Annotated in this window: 19 protein-coding genes; 8 read left to right on the top strand and 11 right to left on the bottom strand. The window is 43.3% G+C overall.

What is annotated here, in order from left to right:
* Positions 1-39 precede the first annotated feature (39 nt).
* Complete coding sequence (locus AC3E9V_RS10930; protein WP_488753230.1) at positions 40-522, top strand: hypothetical protein; 483 nt, start codon at positions 40-42, stop codon at positions 520-522.
* 71 nt (positions 523-593) lie between these two features.
* Positions 594-3005, top strand: coding sequence for a TonB-dependent receptor (locus tag AC3E9V_RS10925; protein WP_488753229.1), 2412 nt, complete (start codon positions 594-596; stop codon positions 3003-3005).
* Positions 3006-3043: 38 nt separating this feature from the next.
* On the opposite strand, the gene AC3E9V_RS10920 is transcribed toward AC3E9V_RS10925, so the two are convergent.
* The 10 genes from AC3E9V_RS10920 to AC3E9V_RS10875 all read right to left on the bottom strand — a co-directional run bounded on the left by AC3E9V_RS10920 (position 3044) and on the right by AC3E9V_RS10875 (position 13613).
* Positions 3044-4918, bottom strand: a complete 1875-nt coding sequence (locus tag AC3E9V_RS10920; RefSeq protein WP_488753228.1) for a DUF4139 domain-containing protein — start codon at positions 4916-4918, stop codon at positions 3044-3046.
* 70 nt (positions 4919-4988) lie between these two features.
* A complete protein-coding gene (locus AC3E9V_RS10915) occupies positions 4989-5732 on the bottom strand; it encodes a LytR/AlgR family response regulator transcription factor (RefSeq protein ID WP_488753227.1) in 744 nt (247 codons plus the stop codon).
* A 32-nt stretch (positions 5733-5764) separates the two neighbouring features.
* Complete coding sequence (locus tag AC3E9V_RS10910; protein ID WP_488753226.1) at positions 5765-6262, bottom strand: ankyrin repeat domain-containing protein; 498 nt, start codon at positions 6260-6262, stop codon at positions 5765-5767.
* Positions 6263-6445: 183 nt separating this feature from the next.
* On the bottom strand, positions 6446-7234 hold the full coding sequence (locus AC3E9V_RS10905; protein ID WP_488753225.1) for a sterol desaturase family protein: 789 nt from the start codon (positions 7232-7234) through the stop codon (positions 6446-6448).
* A gap of 135 nt (positions 7235-7369) precedes the next feature.
* The gene (locus AC3E9V_RS10900) at positions 7370-8341 is read right to left on the bottom strand and encodes a fatty acid desaturase family protein (RefSeq protein ID WP_488753224.1); all 972 of its coding nucleotides are present in this window, start codon (positions 8339-8341) and stop codon (positions 7370-7372) included.
* 281 nt (positions 8342-8622) lie between these two features.
* Positions 8623-9363 carry a LytR/AlgR family response regulator transcription factor gene (locus AC3E9V_RS10895; protein WP_488753223.1) on the bottom strand — a complete coding sequence of 247 codons (741 nt, stop codon included), beginning with the start codon at positions 9361-9363 and terminating at the stop codon, positions 8623-8625.
* Positions 9360-10370 (bottom strand): sensor histidine kinase, encoded by a 1011-nt coding sequence (locus tag AC3E9V_RS10890; RefSeq protein WP_488753222.1) that lies wholly within the window; start codon positions 10368-10370, stop codon positions 9360-9362. The genes AC3E9V_RS10895 and AC3E9V_RS10890 overlap by 4 nt, the downstream gene beginning before the upstream one ends.
* Positions 10371-10380: 10 nt before the next feature.
* Positions 10381-11016 carry a hypothetical protein gene (locus tag AC3E9V_RS10885; RefSeq protein ID WP_488753221.1) on the bottom strand — a complete coding sequence of 212 codons (636 nt, stop codon included), beginning with the start codon at positions 11014-11016 and terminating at the stop codon, positions 10381-10383.
* Positions 11017-11022: 6 nt separating this feature from the next.
* Positions 11023-11442, bottom strand: a complete 420-nt coding sequence (locus tag AC3E9V_RS10880; protein ID WP_488753220.1) for a DUF2141 domain-containing protein — start codon at positions 11440-11442, stop codon at positions 11023-11025.
* A 23-nt stretch (positions 11443-11465) separates the two neighbouring features.
* On the bottom strand, positions 11466-13613 hold the full coding sequence (locus tag AC3E9V_RS10875) for a TonB-dependent receptor (RefSeq protein ID WP_488753219.1): 2148 nt from the start codon (positions 13611-13613) through the stop codon (positions 11466-11468).
* A 266-nt stretch (positions 13614-13879) separates the two neighbouring features.
* Here AC3E9V_RS10875 and AC3E9V_RS10870 point away from each other — a divergent pair, with 266 nt between their 5' ends.
* The 3 genes from AC3E9V_RS10870 to AC3E9V_RS10860 all read left to right on the top strand — a co-directional run bounded on the left by AC3E9V_RS10870 (position 13880) and on the right by AC3E9V_RS10860 (position 18839).
* Positions 13880-15688: an acyl-CoA dehydrogenase FadE gene (locus AC3E9V_RS10870; protein ID WP_488753218.1), complete on the top strand. Its 1809-nt coding sequence runs from the start codon at positions 13880-13882 to the stop codon at positions 15686-15688.
* Positions 15689-15883: 195 nt separating this feature from the next.
* The gene (locus tag AC3E9V_RS10865; RefSeq protein ID WP_488753217.1) at positions 15884-17323 is read left to right on the top strand and encodes a TonB-dependent receptor; all 1440 of its coding nucleotides are present in this window, start codon (positions 15884-15886) and stop codon (positions 17321-17323) included.
* A gap of 127 nt (positions 17324-17450) precedes the next feature.
* Positions 17451-18839, top strand: a complete 1389-nt coding sequence (locus tag AC3E9V_RS10860; RefSeq protein ID WP_488753216.1) for a sodium-dependent transporter — start codon at positions 17451-17453, stop codon at positions 18837-18839.
* 2 nt (positions 18840-18841) lie between these two features.
* On the opposite strand, the gene AC3E9V_RS10855 is transcribed toward AC3E9V_RS10860, so the two are convergent.
* Positions 18842-19702, bottom strand: a complete 861-nt coding sequence (locus AC3E9V_RS10855; protein ID WP_488753215.1) for a hypothetical protein — start codon at positions 19700-19702, stop codon at positions 18842-18844.
* 78 nt (positions 19703-19780) lie between these two features.
* On the opposite strand from AC3E9V_RS10855, the gene AC3E9V_RS10850 reads away from it, so the two are divergent.
* From AC3E9V_RS10850 to AC3E9V_RS10840, 3 genes are all read left to right on the top strand, one after another.
* Positions 19781-20692: a hypothetical protein gene (locus tag AC3E9V_RS10850; protein ID WP_488753214.1), complete on the top strand. Its 912-nt coding sequence runs from the start codon at positions 19781-19783 to the stop codon at positions 20690-20692.
* A gap of 121 nt (positions 20693-20813) precedes the next feature.
* A complete protein-coding gene (locus AC3E9V_RS10845; RefSeq protein ID WP_488753213.1) occupies positions 20814-21014 on the top strand; it encodes a hypothetical protein in 201 nt (66 codons plus the stop codon).
* 126 nt (positions 21015-21140) lie between these two features.
* Positions 21141-21698, top strand: coding sequence for a DUF4136 domain-containing protein (locus AC3E9V_RS10840; RefSeq protein WP_488753212.1), 558 nt, complete (start codon positions 21141-21143; stop codon positions 21696-21698).

Below are 21698 nucleotides of genomic sequence, written 5' to 3'. Positions count from 1 at the left end.
TTGAAACGACTAGCCAGCATATTTTTATTATTTTCACTGATGCTACCTCTCCTAGGTACTTATACCTGGTTTAGTCTGGAGAGGTATCTGGTCAGAAAGCAAATTAAAAAACAAATAATTGCCGGCATAGATAAATCTGATCTGATTTTCTTAATGTTTTCTAAAGAGGAATCTGAAAACCTTTCCTGGGAGCATGAGGGAGAGTTTGAATTTCATGGCCAGATGTACGATGTGGTCTACCGGGAACAGGTGCAAGACTCCATGTATTACTGGTGCTGGTGGGATCACGAAGAAACCCGGTTAAACCGTGAGCTTTCTGAGCTGGTCAACAAAGCCATGAATACTGACTCTCAATCCAGGAAAAAACAACAGGTTCAGCTCTTCCTGAGTTTATTATTTCATGAAAAACCTGGTCTTTACCTCGTTAACGATTTAACCGTCACAGATAAAATTTCTGCACACTACTTCAATACTTATCAAATGATGAGCAACCCACCCCCTGTGCCTCCTCCCCGGTGTTGATTAAACAATATTTTCTCTAAACAGCCAGGCTGCGACCTGCTAATACGTTTAATCTCTAAACCAATAAGAGAATGAAAAGATCTTTCATCTTTTGGTTGGTTGCCTGTACGGCCCAATTGGGGATGACCCAGATACTGACTATCCGGGAAATAGATACAGGCCAACCATTAGAACTTGCTGCTGTTGCCAGTAGTAAACCCCGTGCATTTGTAATGACCAATTCGCACGGGCAGGCAAACATTGATAACTTCAGAGGCTCTGAAAAAATTGAAGTCAGACTGGTTGGATACAAGACAGTCACTACTTCATACCGGAAGCTGGAATCCAACCGTTTCCTTTTGGAAATGGTCCCTTCTGAGATATCCCTGGACCAGGTAGTGGTGTCTGCTACACGCTGGAGCCAGACCCAGGATGATGTTCCGACAAGGATCACCACGATCAAACCCAGGGACATTGCCTTGCAAAACCCTCAAACAGCCGCTGACCTTCTGGGCGCCTCGGGTGAGGTGTTTATCCAAAAAAGTCAGCAGGGCGGTGGTAGCCCAATGATCCGTGGCTTCTCCACTAACCGGTTGCTCTACACCATTGATGGAGTTCGCATGAACACAGCAATTTTCCGAAGCGGAAACCTGCAAAACGTAATATCACTGGATCCTTTTACCATGGAAAATGCCGAAGTGTTGTTTGGCCCAGGATCCATCATTTATGGCAGTGATGCCATCGGAGGTGTGATGTCTTTCCAAACGCTTACACCCCGGTTTTCCCTGAAGGATAAGCCCTTGATCAGTGGAAAGGCTCACACAAGATATGCTTCCGCAAACCAGGAAAAAACGGGTCATTTTGACATCAACATTGGCTGGGAAAAATGGGCCGTGGTTACAAGTGTTTCTTATAATGATTTTGGTGACTTACGCATGGGTGAAAATGGTCCTGATGAGTATTTAAGAGACTTCTATGTACAGCGTCAGGATACTACGGATGTAGTGGTGCGGAATAATGAACCAGAAATCCAAAAACCAACAGGTTATTCACAAATTAATCTGATGCAGAAGGTCCGGTTTAAACCTAATGAAAACTGGGATTTAAACTATGGTTTCCACTATTCTGCTACAACCAGTTATCCAAGATATGACAGACTGATACGAACCAGGGATGGAATACCCCATAGTGGTAAATGGGACTATGGTCCCCAGGTTTGGCTGATGAATACCCTAAACATCACGCACAATCAAAATAATGGGATCTATGACCATGCCACATTGCGTCTGGCCCTGCAGGCCTTTGAAGAAAGTAGGATCAGCAGGGGTTTTAATGACCCCATTCAGTCCGTCAATGCAGAGCAGGTTGATGCATACTCTGTAAACGCTGATTTTCAAAAGATCTTCGGCGGCAAAGCCAAACTGTTCTATGGATTGGATATGATATGGAATGATGTTACCTCCACCGGAGAATTAACCAATATTGAAACAGGCAGCACCACTACCGGACCGTCCAGATACCCTTCAGCTACGTGGTCCTCTTATGCGGCCTATGCTACCTACCAGTATGACCTTACAACCAAACTGGTCGCACAAGCGGGTGCTCGTTACAGTGTATTTTCTCTGGCTGCGGATTTCGCCAACAACCTCCCCTTTTATCCTCTTCCTGAATCAAAAGCATCTATCAATGCAGGCGCTTTGACCGGAAGCCTTGGAATGATCTACCACCCCCGGCCGAGCTGGTCTATCAGCGCAAACCTTTCCACTGGGTTTAGAGCGCCAAACGTAGATGATATTGGTAAAGTCTTTGACTCTGAGCCAGGTTCAGTAGTGGTCCCAAACACTACACTGGATGCTGAATACGCTTACAATGCCGAAATTGGGTTAGCCAAAGTGTTTGGCGAGTCTGTAAAGCTGGACCTGACCGGATACTATACCCTGCTCAACGATGCTATGGTACGAAGAGACTTTACGCTGGATGGGCAGGATAGCATTGTTTATGAAGGGGAATTAAGTCAGGTGCAGGCCATTCAGAATGCCGCTGTATCAAAAGTATACGGCTTACAGGCCGGTTTGGAGGTCCAGCTCCCCGGAGGATTTGGGCTTTCTTCCCAATACAATTTCCAAAAAGGCGAAGAAGAACTTGACGATGGAACAACCAGCCCCTCAAGGCATGCAGCTCCTGCATTTGGAGTTACGAGACTCTCCTACCATTCGGGAGGATTGGACATGCAAATTTATATGGCCTACAGTAGTGAAAGAGCATTTTCTGATATGCCGGAGGAAGAAAAAGGGAAGCCCTACTTATATGCTACTGATAATAATGGCAACCCCTATTCGCCTGGGTGGTATACACTAAACTTTAAATCCATGTATCAGCTAAGTGAAGTATTTTCTATCAGCATGGGAGTGGAAAACCTGACTGATCAACGGTACAGGCCCTATAGCTCCGGACTGGTAGCTCCTGGCAGAAACTTTATTTTTGCTTTAAGAGGTAAATTCTAGGGTATGAGGGTCGGGCCGAGTGGCCCGACCTGTACTCCCTATTCCAGGGTCACTTTTTCTTTTCTGGGATATTTTACTTCATAAGCCAGCTCCAGCTCTGTTTGATCCTGGGGATTAAGATCAAGCTCCCAGGTTACTTCTCCGGTACGATCTTCCAGTTTACCACCTGTGAGTTTTGTCGGCTCAACGGATATATCGCTAATCACCGGTACGGGAATCTGATCAAACAACGTGAGCTTTACAGGTTGGGATTTTTTATTTCTGACCAAAATCTTAAAACCCCTCGTCTCCAGTTTATTAGCACCCAGGACTCGTCGCCTGGAATACTCATCTATTTTCTTTCTGCCGATCACAATGTTCTTATCCCTTCCGAGCGATATATTCAGTGTATCACTCAATGCTTTTGCGTCCAAAACAGACCGGCCTACATATGCATCTTCAAAGTACAGATTGGCCTCACCTTCCAGCAAATTATACTGATCCCAATTAACTAAACGAGCAATTAAGAATGCATCTTTGTCCAACTTTGGAACAGCGAAATATTCATATACTGCAGGTATATCAAAACTGGTTAGGTTCACAGTCAGTTTCTCACCATTCGATTTAATAGAGTACGGTTTATCCACTTCAAACTCAACCGTAGTTTGATTTTCCACTACAGTGGTCGTAATGGGTTTGGCTTCTTTTGCCAATGAGCTGGTACCTCTGATTCTCATGTTTGAAGGCCTCTCTGAGCCATAGCCTACTACAACCACCTCAGATAGTTGAGTAACATCCTCATTGAGACTGATGTCAATATTTGAAGAAGTAACAGGAACCTGCTGAGCCTCATATCCTATAAAGGAAACCAATAACTCAGAGTCACCATTAGGCAATGTCAATGAGTAATTCCCATTGATATCCGTAACGGTACCTATGGTAGATCCTTTTATCATCACATTCGCTCCTGGTACTGGTTCGCCATTTTCTGCAACGACCCGGCCGCTAACACTACGTACGGTACCTGAAGCCATACCATATAATGCCCGGTTAAACACGGTATTCCTGGCGAAGTTTAGATGCCAGGTCCTAAGCTGGGGCGCAACACCACTTTGGTTCGGATCACCATTGGAAAAGCTGAGCTTCACATTTTTCCAGTCCACTCCTGTATTTTGATACACATCAGCCTTGTAGGTAAGCTCAAGTGGCTGGTCCACACTTTCCACACGAATATCATACTGGGGATACCACCCAGCATTAGATACCAGGTATGTAACGGTAAAAATACCTGTAGCCCGTTCATCTGACTCTACTCTGACCTCCACCTCTCCTGTAGGCAGATCATCTTTTACTAATACATCTGCTACATGCTGTTCAATCCTCTTTTTCCTTTCCTCGAGCTCTTTGATCCTTAGCCGGATTTTCAGCTCCTCGCTTTTGATTGAAGTTAGCTGCTGCTCGTAAAAAGACACTGCTTCTCTCAGCTGAGCTACCGAAACACCATTACGCTCTCCTCCCAGGCTTTTATTTTCATTGAGCAGGCTGTGCTTTTCTGAAAGCACCGCCAGACGAGACTGCTCTTTAGAAACATCCTGATCAATCTCCTCAATTAAAGTCCGGAGACTGTCGATCTTTCTATCTTTTTGAAGTTTATCCAGGTAATTGAGGCGATGATTGACAGAAAGGAGCGTAAAGGCTCCATCGGCTTTTACCTGCACACTCTTTCCATCGATGTGTGGTGAAAGACCCTTTATCAGAAGTCGTGATTTTCCCGGTGCAATGGATAGCTTACCAGTTCGCATCACCTGGGCTCCCTGCAGGAAAACAGTCACTCCCGTAATGTTGGTTTCCAGCGTTTTTTCCTGGAAATTTTGTGCGTAGGCAGAATGGGCATACACTAAACACACCCATAATATCAGGCTGAAATATCTCATAGTTTTATTGTTTTTACTTATGAGATGGTACCTGCTTTATAATTCCATAAAAAAAATTAAAAAAACTTCATTACCACTGTAATGGGGTGTAAGACCTCCCCACCTTTACTTTTTGCCCGGAGTTTAAGACGACATATTCGTCTCGTTTGTGACGTTCCTTTCTTACAATGGAGTTTCTGTTGACCATGTATTTGCGGTGTATCCGGATAAAATCAGGCTTGAGCTCATTGGACATCTGTTCTAAAGATGCTCGTTTCAGAAGCGACTGTCCATTGATATGAATACGTAAGTAATGGTCATCTGCCGCTATCCAGTGAATATCACTGGCATTGACTATCACCTCTTTACGACCAAGGGTTGCCCGAACCTTTTTTCCCTTACTGGCTTTCTGAAAATAGTAGCGATACACCCCCGTGCCCAGCACCACCAGAACATGAAAAAAAGCTTCTCGCCCAAAATAGCTTCGGGCATACTGAGAAGAAATCAGGTGGTCATAGTACCCTAACAGGTAGATCACCACTCCGGATACCAGGTAATACCCTAGCATAATCACGGAAGAAAGGCCAATTAAAAATATGAAATACTGTTTTGGAGATTTCCGGAGCCTTTTACCGCACCACTGATAAATGAATGGAATGAATCCGGCGAACAGCAGCACGGAAACCAGGAGATACAACACTGAATTCCATATGTTATATCCTTCATGAATGCCATACCGAATGAAATTCTGAATAAGGGCCACAGAAAACACACACAAAAGCAATAGCAGTGTAACAGAGAAATACTTTCTGGGTGTGGAATAGGCTATTCTCATTCCTGTAAGGTAATAAATTCAGGTTTTAAGGTTTAATCAAATACCCCCTCAAACTTGTTTTCTATCAACCCCTTCTCCAGTAAAAATGCTTCTAACACACTATCCTCTCCTTTCCGGGCATGGTGTAACAGTGTAAATCCGTGAGGTCCGGGGGCATTGATGAGTCCAGGGTGATCATTTACTACCTTCACAATAAAATCTGTGTAACCCAGAAAAGCGTAGTTGAACATATCCAGGCGGGCACCCTTAGCGACCAGCAGATCAGCAATGTCTCGATTTCCTACATGTGAGGCTCCTCCTACGCCCGTCTCAAAATCACCTTTGCGTAGCTGATTGGTACAGTTGATGATAAGCGGTTTTTGTTCAAGGATCTTAACCGTTAAGTCAAAGTCGCCATGGGCAGCTAACACAAATTCACTTATCTCCTCTCTGGTAAAAATACTTTGGTCGGCTGATGATAAAAGATGCGGCGAAGCTATCATAAGCCCTGCACCTACCAGTCCTTTCCTTAAAAATGATTTTCGTTTCATATGACTTTTTTACCCTTGAAGAACGGGGCAATAATCTACCAGGTAAACTGAAACGATCGATTTTTCGTGAAATGGCCTTTGGATGACGTAAACGGGGCTAGCCCCCATCCCCGGAGACGGGCTAAATTAATTCGGGGAGACTTTACAGCCACCCCGAATGCCACGCTGGTATAGTCCCCAACTTTACTGCCAGGCGTTTACTTTTTCTTTTGCGGACTCAGACACATCTTTAAATAAGAGCATTTCCGAAACCTTCGCTGATCCTCCATCATAAAAGCCCGTCGCTCCCTGGTAATCCTTTGGGTTTTTGAACGTTCCGAAGAGGTAGTCATAAATGGGAAAATCCGAATAATTATACTTATGAACGCCCCTCGAATGATGAACGGAATGCTGCTCCGGTCGCTGAATGAAATACCCTACCCATGATGGAGTCTTAATATTGGCATGCTGAAAAATGCTTAGAAAATTGAGCACAAGAATTACAATGGTAATCGCCTGTGGAGATAATCCCATAACCAGGGCAAAACAAAGACTGCCCAGTAAAGTAAAACCGATCATATCCATCGGGCTGAAATAGAAAGTGCTTGGTATGTCTATGCGTTCAGAACTATGATGCATCTGATGGAATACCCTCCACAAAGTATCGGAATGATGCATACTACGGTGCCACACATAGAGTAAAAGCTGATAAAACAGCAACCCGATAAGTATTTGCACACCTGTATTTAAAGAGGATAAGTCTACAAGCTGGTAACTTGCCAGATATCCATCTGTAAATATTGGCAAATACGAGCTGAGGTAAAAAAACACCACAAAGGCTATAATACCCCGTAAAGTTGCGTACCTGATCGCAGGAAGATGCCTGTTTCGTGGGAAGAATGTTTCCCAAAGATACAGCCCTATATACATCATGATGACTGCTAATGACACAGGGTCAATCAATAGCTCCAAAGGAGACGGTAAATTTTCCATAGTAAATAAAAAGTTTTTAGTTAACCAGCAGCGAAGTTAGGCTGGTGATTATTGACTTTTTTATTTACCTGGTAGACGAAAGGTGTACGACTTTACTTTACCGGGTGATCATATGGTAAGCAAAAGGGAGCTAAATCAGGCTGGAATGGCTTCTACAGTCTTTACTCGCCCCAAATAATAAAGCATCCTGCCATGATACAGCATGGCTGACCGAAAAGAGGGATAAGACTTGTAAGGAATGTTAAACTCTGTGGCTGTTTTCTTTACGATCTCAGAGATTTTACGATAATGCACATGACACACATTCGGAAACAAGTGATGCTCTACCTGGTAATTTAACCCTCCCACAAACCAGGATAAGAGTCGATTGTTCTGAGCAAAATTACTGGTAGTGAGCAGCTGATGTACGGTCCAGTTACTTTCTATATTGCCTTCTTCACTAGGCATGGGAAATTCATTTTCCTCCAGTACGTGTGCGGGCTGAAATACCACCGCAAGAATAAATCCTGCTACATAATGCATGACGAAAAACCCAATAAACACCTCCCAGAAAGCAAGGGGTGTAACCACTGTGGGAAGTACTAAAATATAGCTGAAATACACCAGCTTGGTAACAATCAGGACTACCCACGCCTTGTTGACCTGCATCTGCTTTTTCAGCATACCATCTTTGGTGTAGTTAGCCAGTTGTATAATATCTTTCACTACAATCCAGTAGAAAGTCATTAAACCATACACAAACCATGCGTAAATGAACTGGTACTTGTGATGTCCCTTTAATTCTGAGTGAGGAGAAAGCCTGATGAGTCCGCCTTTGGGTGAAATATCTTCATCATGTCCATGGATATTGGTGTAGGTATGATGCTTCACATTATGCTGGATCTTCCAGTTAATCACATTTCCCCCGATCACATTGAGAGAATAGCCAACTAATGAGTTGGTCAGTTTCTTCCTGGAATAAGCGCCATGATTTGCGTCATGCATCACCGAAAGTCCTATGCCGGATTTTCCTAATCCCATAACAACCATAAAAAGGCAGTAGACTCCCAAAGATCCTACTGGTAAAGAAACAGCTACTACAAAAGGAACGATGTATAAGAGCATCATGAAAACGGTTTTAAAAACCATTTCTCCATTTGCGTACCTTCCGGATTTTTTTGTTTTGAAATATTCGTTGATCCGTTTATTCAGAAGCTTTGAAAAATCAGAATTTAGCTGATTATTGAATTTAATGGGGGTAAACGCTGGATTGCCTAAGGACATGTAGTTGAATTAAATGAACTGTAAATGTACATATTATTTACTAAAAGAATGGAAATACATACGCATCACAGGGGTTAACCAGTTGCTACGTTGAGCATAAAAAAATAGAAATAGCATTGCTATAATCAACGGTCCAGCCATGCTTTAAAATCCGCTACCCGCTCTCTGGCAACTATAATCTGTTCTTCATCGTAATGGTTCAGCCGCACCTCCAGCCTGGAGTTTGTGAACGCTATCATATCGGTGATATAGCTGATATTCACCAGAAACTTTCTGCTTATCCTGAAAAATTGTCCGGGATCAATAAGCTCCTCAACCTTATCCAGTGAATAGTCAATAAGGTATTTTTTGCCCACCCCATCAAGGAGATACGTCGCTTTATCCCGGCTATAGATAAGCTGTATGTTTTTGGTCTCAACGGTCCTCAGGTGTTCGCCGACCTTTACTACAAACCGCTCTTTTCCTTGGGGTTGAAGCGACCTCATCAGCGCTTCAACTTCCAGCTCATTGGAAGTGTTCTGCTTTTCAAACTTTTCTATGGCTCCCATAAGCTCTTCCGTATCAATTGGTTTCAGCAGGTAATCGATACTGTTGGATTTAAATGCCTTTATAGCATATTCATCATATGCCGTAGTAAAAATAATGGGCGTTTCCAGTTTTACCTGATCTAATATGTCAAATGAAAGCCCATCAGCCAGCTGAATGTCCATAAACAGAAGATCCACTTTTATAGCAGGAAGAGATACAACCGCTGACTCCACAGAGTCCATGGTCAAAATGCATTTATAGTCCGGGCGGATCTCGGCCACCAGTTCCTTGAGGCGGTTTGAAGCAAGTTTTTCGTCTTCCAGTATAATGTATCTCATTTTTTCAGATGTAGTATGGGAAGTTTTACGGTAAAGGTCTTTTGGTCATTCATGATCTTCACCTCTTTATCAGTAAGGTGATTGTAACGGGCCAGCAAATTACTTAAGCCGATACCCGTAGAGTCCTTCGTTCGCTTCTCCTGAATATTATTGGTAATGATCACCTCATTTTCGGTGACAGTGAGCTCAACTTTGAGCGGCCTGGCCTCTGACACAATGTTGTGTTTGATAGCATTTTCAATGAGTAGCTGAATCGCCAGTGGCGGAACATATCCTTGGCTCCCCGAATGATTGGTTACCAATCCAAAATTTTCACCAAACCGGATTTTTTGCAGGTAAACATAGCTATTTACAAATTCCAGTTCCTCGGCAAGCGAAACGAGCTCTTCATCCTTTTTTTCCAATACATAGCGGTAGACATCAGACATTTTGCGGATAAATGCCACTGCTTTTTTCTGATCATCATAGACCAGACTGCTCAGCACATTGAGAGAGTTAAAAAGAAAGTGCGGATTAACCTGGTTCTTTAACGACTCATACCTGGACTTAAGGCTTTCGCTTTTCAGTTTTTCTTCTCGAAGCAAAGCTTTTTTCCAGTTCAGGTAAAAGGCTCTACCGTGGAAAAACATGGTGATGATCAGGGTGATCAAAATAGCCACTGTAAAATCACCCGGCTCTATACGACTCAAGGTCACCCATGGATCCTTATCTGCAAAAAACCAATTGAGGCTGACCATGACAGTGGCAAAAGCCAGGACTGTGTATGTCATCATGGCTACCATACCCACTGTCACCCGTAGAATTGGCCTTTCCACCCAGCTTATTTTTAAATCTATGAGATCCACTATATAGCCGTTACCTTTACTCAAAGAAAGCCAGACAAGTATGGAGGCAGTTATGTTGTACGGATTAACTGGGTAGAGCACCACATTAAAAAGCACCCCCACCATGCTAATGATCAATATCTCAATGAACTCTCTCCTTACAGTCCTGGCAATTTTTTTCACTGGCTATAAATTACTGATTACAATTTTTTAGAGAAGCCTGTGCTGTCCCTTTACCCCAGGTCGGATAAATGGTGTCCTCATCCTGCTGCGTCTCAAAGATATCATAAGCCTTTTGAAGATAACCACATGCTTCTTCAAATCCGCTACCAAAGAATTGAGCCGTTCCGTAATGCATCTGACCAAGAAAAAGCATCGCTCTGGGATTCTCCGGATCCATATCCAGCGCCTGATTAAACAAACCGAAGATCTTAGGTGAGAGTGTCTGACCTCTGGTGGCCGGATCCACAGTAAGCCTCAGCATCTGCACAAAGCCTTCCAGGGCTATCAACTCAGCATGCTTATTGATTTTTTTGGCTTTGCTGATCAGCTCCAGGGCATTGTTCAGACGTTGTTCTTTTTGGTCAGCAATCGAGTCATTACTTGCCTGGAAGGCCAGGCATTGAGCCTGATAATAAATTGGTAGCCATTCACCTTTTTCCTTATTGCCTATTCGTTCGAAATAATTGGCAGCTTCCTGAAACCCTGCCTCTCCTTCAGCATCCCTGACCATTTGCTTACCTTTTAAGATAGCCCGATCAAAAGCAGCATTTTGTGCGAAAAGACCAAAAACACTGCAGCAAAGTATAGTTACGATAAGTTTACGCATGATCTTTTAGTTTAAATGGATAGTATGAATCGTTTCATCTGCGCTTATCGCAAAAACAGCATCTTCAAACTTAGCCGGACCAAACATCCCTTTGGCGTTGTTAGAAAAGGCGTAAGGTTCTGTGGGAATTCCGATCGCGTTGGTATCCAGATCTCCGTCATTGTCTAAATCCTGGTAAATGGAGATCGCATAATCTCCCGCTGGAATGGAATCAAACACCAGGACAACTTCTTCCTTACTGTAAATGACTGTATCAGCTTCCGCAAAAGACTTTTTCAGCCATAGATCAGCTGCATTGAATAAGCCAGCTCTAACTTTTCCCTCATCCTGATCAAAGTTTTTGATCACCAGTTTTAAGCTTGAGACCTCCTGACCAAAAGCCATCAGAGAAAAGCATAGTAATGTGATTGATAACAGGTTTTTCATAATAATTATGGTTTAAATGGAAATTAAAGATTTTCAAGCTGCTTGTTAAAGGCGCCTATCGTGATAAAGCACCCCAGGAAGACAAATCGCTTTGCCGGAAGCCGAACTGCTTCTGATATGTATTGCCCGGACTCATTAGGTGACTGACTGTATTTATACCCAAATACCTGATCAAGCCCCAGCAGGTTAGTAGCTGAGAAATAGATGATCACATTAGCTGTAGGTAGGTAAGCAGCATTAAAGCTTAGATCATGGTATCCTTTGGTGCGGCTTTCATTGAATCCATCCAGGTTTGGGTTTTCATAAGGTCTGCCTGAGGTAAATGAATAAGTGGCTCCCATCTGGGTTTTAATATCTGAAAACCATCTTTTTACCACCAGGGAGAAGTTATGAGCGCTGCTGAAGCCGGGAGCTGATTTTTCCGGATAATCCCTGAATAGCCGCTCACTTTTCATCCAGGAATATGACACCCAGTAGTCCAGGTTTTTAATTCCTCCCCGATCCCTCCAAAACACATCCAGACCGTAAGCATATCCATGACCTTCATTATCAAATGTCGACTGGTCATAAAGATCCTGATAGGTCACCAGCTGGTCATAATCCTTGTAGTAAGTCTCAATACGAAACACCTTTCCGCTCTTTATTCGCTGATAGTTTAGAATGTAATGAGTGGCCCGTTCCTGCTCCAACTGATCATTTACCCTGAGGTAATCAGCCTCAGGCTTTTGATAAAAAAGACCAGACGCAAAAGAGAGCTGCTCAAAATCACTGAGCTTATGAGCCATAGAAAAACGAGGGGAAATTTTTGTCTCTCCCAGTAAGCCAACATGCGAAAGCCTCGCTCCCGCCCTAAACATCCACTCCTCTGTGATGTATTGATCGAGCTCAGAATATACCGCTGCAGTCGCAGTGTGATAGTCCAGCATAAATTGATCAATGGTGTCAGAAATAGATACATTATATTTCTCGTAAAAAACCTCCGCGCCACTATTCAGAACAGACTTTTTACTGATTTCATGAACATATTTTGTTTTAAAATGATGATTGAAAGTAGGCTCAGCCACCTGGGTAGCATTGATCTCCATGTCGTTTCTGTTCCAGTTGCCGGAGACTCCCACATATGCATAATCTGTTTCCCCGACAGGCATTTCCAGATTCGCTGTTCCAAACACATTACCATTATCCATGGAAATGGCATCATAGCCCCGGGGATGAAGTATGGTTTCCTGCTCCAGGGCAAATTCTGAAAAGTTACCCATAGCAAGTGTCTTGAGCTTAGCTCCACCCTCGAATCGCTTTTTGTAGGTTAATATTCCATCCCAGGCAGTACTACCATTGATCCAGTTTACCCGCTGATCTACCAATCCGGTATAGGGGTTTAAATTGAGATAACCCAACCTGGCGTAAAAGGACTCATCTTCGGTACCTCTGGTAATGGAAGCATCCAGACCTACGGACATCAGTGAAATGTCTATCTGGTTGAGTGGTTCGGGATCAAGGGTATTCAGGATCAGTGCAGAGGATAGCGCCTGACCATATTCTGCAGAATAGCCGCCGGTACTGAAAAAAGTACCTTTAAAAAGAAAAGGTGAAAACCGGCTTCTCGTGGGGATGTTTCCAGTAGAAGCACCATAATAATTGGCTGCTTCTGCCCCATCAATGTATATCTTCGTTTCCCCGGCAGTCCCACCCCGGACAAAAAGACGTCCGGATTCTCCCACAGTCTGTGTCCCTGGCAGCGTATTCAAAGCTCCGGTAATATCTGCAGTTGCACCCGCAGTAGTAGCAATGTCCAGACTTTGTAGTACCACTACCTTCTTCTTATCGCTGGCCTCAAATGATCCCGCAGAGATCGAAACAGCATCCATGCTGTTAAAGGCTTCCTTCAGTTCCACAGCAAAGGTTAGATCACCTGTAATTGTAATGTCCTTTTTTATGGTTTCAAAGCCCACAAACGAAATAACCAGCTGATGATCCCCCGTTTCATAGGTATCAAAGCTGAAACGACCGTCCACATCCGTTGTGGCTCCATCATAAGTGTCCTGCAGATATACATTGGCACCAACCAGGGATTCACCGGCTTCACTAGTCACTTTCCCCGACAATACATGTTGTGCTGATGCAGTCAGACTCAAAAAGAGGTAGAGGTAGCATTGAAAGAATCGGATCACTTGTCTTTGACTTTTAATGACAAGCCAAAACTGATCAGGTATCTCTGCATTATAAAATCAGTTAAACTCAGCTGTCAGGCTTTTATGATGAATTGTAGAATAGCTCTGACGAATGGAAATCACCTCTTTTTTCATCCTCAGAAACCTGTTTAAGCCCTTACTCGTTAATTAATTTCAATTTATTATGCATGCATAACATTTTTTTATATATTTGAGATAGTATGCATGCATAACAAAATTATAGAAGTAAACCATATTAATTCATCATGGAAGCAGTTGCACAAAAATCAGCGATAAAAGGCGGTGAGTACATCGTCAGAGAAACCGAAGCAGACGAAATTTTTATTCCGGAAGAATTTTCCGAAGAGCAAAAGATGATGGCAGCAGCCACTCAGGATTTTATTGATAAAGAGATTTTTCCCAATATCGAGCGGATAGACGGTATGGAAGAAGGATTAATGCCTTCCATTATGGAAAAAGCCGGCGAGCTGGGATTGCTGGGTGTAGCTGTACCGGAGGAGTACGGGGGGCTGGGTATGAGCTTCAACACCAGCATGCTGATGGCAGATATTATTGCTTCATCAGGATCTTTCTCCACAGCTTATGGCGCCCATACCGGCATAGGTACGCTTCCTATCCTATACTACGGTACTGAAGAACAAAAAAAGAAATACTTACCCAGGCTGGCATCTGGTGAATGGAAAGCATGTTACTGCCTCACTGAGCCGGACGCTGGTTCTGATGCCAACTCGGGGAAAACCAAAGCAACATTAACCCAGGACGGCAAACACTACCTGATCAATGGACAAAAGATGTGGATCTCCAATGCGGGATTCGCTGACCTGTTCATTGTGTTTGCCAAAATAGAAGATGATAAAAACCTTACGGCATTTATTGTAGAAAAGGATTTTGGCGGAATCACCATGAATGATGAGGAGAGAAAGCTCGGGATCAAAGGTTCGTCTACCCGCCAGGTCTTTTTCAATGACTGCAAAGTCCCTGTAGAAAACATGCTTTCTGAGCGTGAAAACGGTTTTAAAATAGCAGTAAATGTGCTGAATGTAGGCCGGATCAAGCTAGGCTGCGGAGTGATCAATGGCTGCAAGTCCATCGCTACCCAATCCACCAACTACGCCAATGAACGCAAACAATTTGGTGTATCTATCTCCAGCTTTGGCGCCATCCAAACCAAGCTGGCGAACATGGCCGCCAAAACCTATGCCACCGAGTCAGCCTCCTACCGTGCCGGACAAAACATAGAAGACCGGATTGATTCCCTGGCGGCTGAAGGTATGGACCCAAGCCAGGCCAAGCTAAAAGCCCTGGAGCAATTCGCGATAGAATGTGCCATCATCAAAATTCATGGGTCTGAGTCCCTGGATTACTGTGTAGATGAAGGAGTACAGATCTATGGAGGTATGGGCTTCTCAGAAGAGGCACCCATGGCCAGAGCCTATAGAGATGCCCGTATTACCCGTATTTATGAAGGCACCAACGAGATCAACCGTATGCTGCTGGTAGGGATGATGCTCAAAAAAGCCATGAAAGGGGAAGTCGATCTTCTCGGGCCTGCCATGGCAGTATCTAAAGAACTGACTTCCGTTCCTTCTTTTGAAACGCCGGATTTGAGCTTACCGATGGCTGAAGAAAAGGATGTGCTGAAAAAGCTGAAGAAAGCAGCCCTGATGGTGGCGGGAAAAGCAGCTGAAACATTCGGTCCCAAACTCAATGATGAGCAGGAGATCCTGATGCACATTGCAGACATGCTCATCGAGATCTATGCAGCGGAATCAGCTATTCTCCGGACCGAAAAACTGATCAGACGATATGGCGAAGAGGGAAGCAAGCTATACGTAGACATGGCCAGACTTTATCTGCATGATGCTGTGCAGAAGATTAAAAATGAAGGAGATGAAGCTGTTGCCTGCTTTACTGAAGGAGATGAGCTCAAAGTAATGCTCATGGGTATGAAGCGGTTTACCAAAATGAATCCGGTAAACACCAAAACCCTGAGGAGAGCCATTGCCGGCAAGATGGTTACTGATAACAAATTTCCTTATACACTTTACAGTTAAATGTTGTTTCACCGCAGAGACAATCTGAAAACCCCGGTTCCCTTAGGATCGGGGTTTTTTATCATTTTTAATAGTCCCTGACGATTGTCAGGAATTTGGCAACACAATTTCTTTTTTTGATGTTAAGGGAATAAATCGTTTTAATTGATCACCTTATCTGATAATTTTAACCATCGAAAGGTCAAAAATTTCCTTATGGAAACGTTTAAAAAGCTCACCACAAAAGAAAAATCCCTCTCCCTGAATTTGGATGACAGAATTTACGGTACGATAGCTGAAATCGGAGGTGGACAGGAGGTTGCAGAGTGGTTTTTTAAAGCCGGAGCTGCATCCGGCACGATAGCTAAAACCATGTCTGCCTATGACATGACATTCAGTGATGCTATTTATGGCAAAAGTGAGCGATATGTCTGCGAAGAAAAACTCATGAGCATGCTCAACCGGGAGTACTCCCTCCTCTCCCAGCGACTCACACACCGGGCCAAACGATCACACTTCTTTGCTTTTGCTAACACCGTAGAGATCATCAACTTCAACAGAACCAACGAAGGTCATGGCTGGATCGGCCTGCGATTTCAGAAACACCCCAACTCCGACCCAAATGACTGTGTGATCCATGTCCTTTTGAAAGACAATGATCCCCTATGGCAGCAGCAGGTTCTGGGGATGGTAGGTGTCAACCTGATCCATGCTTGCTTTAATAAGACTGAGCCGGAAGACATTGTAAATTCACTCATCGATAACATTCACCACAGTCGCGTAGAGATTGACATGTTTCGTATCACCGGACCGGACTTTCATCATGTAGACAACCGGCTGATGAGCCTCAAGCTGGTAAAAAACGGATTAACTCATGCTGCCATGTTTGACCCGAAAGGAAATGTATTGCAACCATCAGCTGCACTTTACAAGAAAAACATCTTCGTGCTCAGAGGACGCTTTCGCCCGGTCACCCATGTCAATGTGGATATGATGATTGCCGGCATGAGGACCTATCGTAAAGAGGAAGATGTGAATATAAAAAATATTGTGCCGCTGGTAGAACTCACCCTTAATGACCTGACACTTGAAGGTGAAGTAGACGAAACAGACTTCCTGGATCGGGTGGACCTGCTTTGCTCTCTCGGGCAAAATGTGGTGATTTCTAACTACCAGGAACACTATAAGCTGACCTCCTACCTGGCCAAGTTTACCAAGCAAAAGAAGCTGGGTGTAGTCCTCGGCTATTACAACCTGAAAAGCATCTTTGACGAGAAATATTACGAAAACCTTAATGGTGGAATCCTCGAATCCTTCAGCAGGCTTTTTGGCAGCAATGTAAAGCTTTATGTGTACCCCACTTTTAAGCCGGGGACTCAGGAGTTAAGGACTTTGGATACCTTCCAGCCGGCTCCTCACCTCAAAAATCTGTTTCAGTACCTCCTGGACAATGACAAGATTGAAGACATCAAAAATGCCAAGACAGAGCACCTGCATATTATCTCAGACGAAGTGTTGGAGATGATCCAGCGAGGAGAAGTGGGGTGGGAAAAATTTGTCCCCAACAAAGTAGCAGACTCAATCAAAGAGAATCACCTTTTCAGCTACCCCTATGAAGTGCCCATTGATGAGGAAGATCTTGATATTCCCTCTTAAGAACAGTGCATATAAAATCAAATAGGTGAGAATAAGCAGGTACTTTGCATCTTTTGCTATATTTGACGTTTTTAACCCAAATAATCTCACGAGGGAATAAATAAACAACGTCTTTTAATCAAAAAACATGAGTAACAGAGGTTCTTTCTCAAGTAAAGCCGGCTTTATTTTAGCAGCTGCAGGATCAGCAGTAGGATTAGGAAATATCTGGAAATTCCCTTTCGAGGTAGCCGGCGGAGGTGGCGCTGCCTTTGTTATCATGTATCTCATTTTCTGTTTTATTCTTTGCTTTCCGGTCATGGTGACGGAAATAGCAATTGGCCGTAAGACGCAGAAAAATCCCGTTGGCGCTTATGAATCCCTCGGATTTCCTAAATGGAAGTTTCTGGGGAAAATGGGCATTCTAGCCGGAGTATTGATCCTTTCGTTTTACAACGTGGTGGCCGGCTGGGCATTTGGCTACTTTATCCAGATGGCCATTGGTAATTTTGAGATTGGAGCTCAGTTTAGTGAATACACCCAGAACATAGGGCGGGTAGGTTCCTATGGAGTGGTTTTTATGCTGGCTACGGCTTATGTGGTATCCAAGGGCATTTCCGGAGGTATCGAAAGAGCCTCCAAAATCCTTATGCCGACCCTGGTTGGAATGATGGTGCTTCTGGTGATCTATTCATTAACATTGCCCAATGCCTTCAAAGGCGTCTCGTTTTACCTTGTTCCGGAATTTTCTGAGATTACTCTCGATGTAGTCTATAATGCCCTTGGTCAGGCTTTCTTCTCTTTGTCATTGGGAATGGGAGCACTTATTACGTACGGTAGTTATGTGTCCAAGCAGGACAACATTGTCAGCTCAGCTGCCATGATCACCATTGCGGATGCAGGAATTGCCTTTCTTGCCGGCCTGATGATGTTCCCGTTTGTAGCGTACCTTACTAATGGTCAAATGGATGTTGCCGGAGGTCCGGGTCTGATCTTCGCCACGCTTCCCGGCGTATTTGAATCTTTCGGTCCTGTACTGGGGCGTGTCGTTGGAGCGTTCTTTTTCCTTTTGCTCTCTTTTGCTGCATTGACCTCCACTATTTCCCTACTTGAAGTTCCGGTAACTTATGCCGTAGACGAGCTTAAAGTTAAACGAAGCTATGCGGTTTGGTTTGTAGCAATGTTTATTTTCCTTTTAGGAGTACCGTCGCTCGTTTCCAATGGTGATTCCACGTTCCTTACCAACTTTATCACGTACCTGGGAGATGAAACGCCTACTACCTTTATGTCCTTTGTGGAGCATATTGGTAGTGACACACTCTTACCATTAGGCGGATTGCTGATTTCAATTTTTGCTGCATATGTTTGGAAAAAGGGCAACCTCAACGCTGAAATTGAAGAAGGAAACCCTGGGTTTAAGGGCTCCCTGGTAGAGAAATATATTGATTTTGCGATCAGTTACCTGTGTCCGGTAGTTCTTGGTATCATCTTTTTACTCACAGTTCTTAACCGGTTCTTTGGTATCTCGGTACTGTAAAATTATTTCCTGGTAAATAAAGTCGGATCCTTACCATCAAAGTAGATAACATAATCTCCTTTTGGCAGGCCGGAAACATCAACCTGACTGCCTTTTCCGTTCATAACCAGCTCGCCTCCTGCATCATAAATATCATATGAGGCCGGACGAGAGAGGTTCAAAAAAGTACTGGTGGCTTTAGGTGTAAAGGTTACAGGGTCCGGATAAAAGTGCAGGTCCAACTCATATGAGTACAGGTAATTTCCATTCGGGAAAATATATTTTATCCGGTACTTATTGGCTCCCTCTTCAAAATCCGGATAATACACGTACTCAGCCCCTTCAAACTTCCCCTTAGACTCTACAGTGTCCTCTTCCAGCCAGAGCCCTCCCTGATACTTTTCTACTAAATATGAGCCGCCTCCTTTGTCTCCCACAGTTCTCCACACTAAAGAGGTATCACTCAGTACCAGTTCCCGAAAAGAAAATGTGCTATGAAAGAAGATTGCATCCGGGTTGATCACTATTGGGTTACAGCTGTCTTTTTGTATGATTTTGATCGAAACAGGAGTGTACATGTCTATCCCTTCAAAATCAAGCTTGATGGCGCTCAATTGACTCCTACCTCCCATTTTCCTTCCATTGACATAGACAGACTGAATGCAGAAAGCCTTACTGACAGGATCAAAAGGATTCTGAATAAAGAGGGTCTTCCCCTGATAAACACCTGTTATGTGTGTTTCAATGGACGGCTGTCCACTTAATAAGGGCAGCAAGATCAGCAATGTAGCAAAAAAGCCCGGCACAGTTTTATAACACAAATTCCCAACAATGAAGTTAAGAAAAATACCCATACTCCGGCTGATATTAGGGTTAAATTTCACCGATGTTATGTTTGGTAATTATTGGATTTTATCGAATAATATTTTAACTTATTAGAGCGTCAACCCAACAATTAACCCATGAAACTACTGAACCCCAAAAACCTGCTAGTTCTGGTATTAATTTTCGCTTTCTGGAAATGCGAACAAAGTCAAGAAGAGGATCTCAAAAGCCTTGAAGGATCATGGAATCTGACAGAATATATCCCCGGCTCCAATAATGCCACTCAATGGACCACTTACGGAGATTCTATCCTATACCAGAAGCACCTGTCCCCGGATCATTTTGTCTGGTTTAAGTACGATACCAAAAGCAGCCAACTACTTGGCATGGGAGGTGGTACTTATGTTATAAAAGACGGCAAATACATTGAAAACATCCAGTTTTTCTATCCACCAGGCAGTAGTGAACTGGGGCAATCTATCCCATTTCATTTTGATCTAAAAGGCAGAACTTGGTATCATAAGGGGTATTCCAAAGTAATGGAAGTCAACATGGAAACCGGGAAACTTGAGGTTATAGATTCAAACAAAATAGAAGAAAAGTGGGTCAAAACAACCTCACCATCCAACGAAAACAAAGCGCTTGTGGGAACATGGGACCTTATCTCTTACCGAGATAGTCTGGATGCAAAATACACCCATTACCCTGACTTTATTGGGTACATGAAGCTACTCACACCAACACATTTTACGTGGATCTACTATGACATAGATGGTGATGAGATCTATGCTGCGGGGTCTGGTGAATACACATACGATGACGACATTTATAAAGAAACCATAAAGATGATCTACCCGGATAACACCGGCCAGGTGGGCGAAACAATCAAGTTCAATGCAAAAATTGATAACAACACCTGGAAACACCTTGGATATCTCCCCATAGTATCAATAGACACCAATACGGGGGATATTGTGAGAGATTCCTCTTTGATTGATGAGCGATGGGAGTTGCATGATGACCATATATATGATGAAATTATATTTTAATAAGAAAAAATTTAAATATTTCCATTAATAAATGGTTACCTAATCCCATATTTCAGTATTTAATAATAGTAAAGAATATTTTGGTTCCACCGTCGAGCAATCGGCAGCCTTTTTAAATTGTATGGAGTTTATTTGGTATAACCCCGATTTGGACATCTACCAAAGAGGTACGATGCGTGAATATGATCTACTGCTTTCTATCAGCGCCAACAGAGATCGATTTGACATTCTCTATGAGTTTTCTGAAACCTCCGAAAAAATCATTGATAAGATCCTGTATTCACTCAATGCTGTCAGAGAGTCAGAGCTTGCGCTAAACTAGTGTTTAAGTTACAGAATTAAACTACATTTAAAATGTGTCGCAAATAGTTAGATGTCACCTTGTTGTTTCTATTGATTATTTGTGCCATTAGGCACTAGTTTAAGAGTTTGATCGTACTTTTACCATATGATCAGATTCATTTCAGTAGTCATTTTTGCTTTATTATATAGTGGGTGTTCACCCCGAATCATCCAGTTTGTTAATGATGATGCCCGGTTTGGTATATATCAGACTTTTTTGGTAGTAAACTATAAGTCTGATACAGAAGGGCTCTCTCCTCAGGGGGTAGAAATTATGGGTACTATCCGCAACCTGATAGGAGGTCAGATGGAAAGGCGAGACTACACAGTGGACCCCAATGATCCTGATTTACTTGTCCGGTTTGAGCTGATCTCCAACCAAAGAACTGAAACAGATGTGGTAAGAGACCCTTTTGCTTACAGGGGTTATTATTACCCAAATCAATATTTCAGAACCCGGACCTACCTGGAGTCTGCACTTCTGATAGAAATCACCGATCAGAAAACACGAAAACTGGTATGGCAAGCCAGTGTAGACTTAAATAAGTATACGCGTAAAGATGACGACAAGGAAATATTACAAAAAGCAGTAAATCAACTTTTCAACACTTACCTTTACCGCGCTGGTTCCGGTAACCCGGACGAAACACTGATTGTTGAATAG

It is taken from the genome of Marinoscillum sp. HNIBRBA16962 (genome assembly GCF_057801515.1).
Note: the sequence above shows the minus strand (reverse complement) of the source record. Positions and strands in the feature narration are given on the sequence as shown.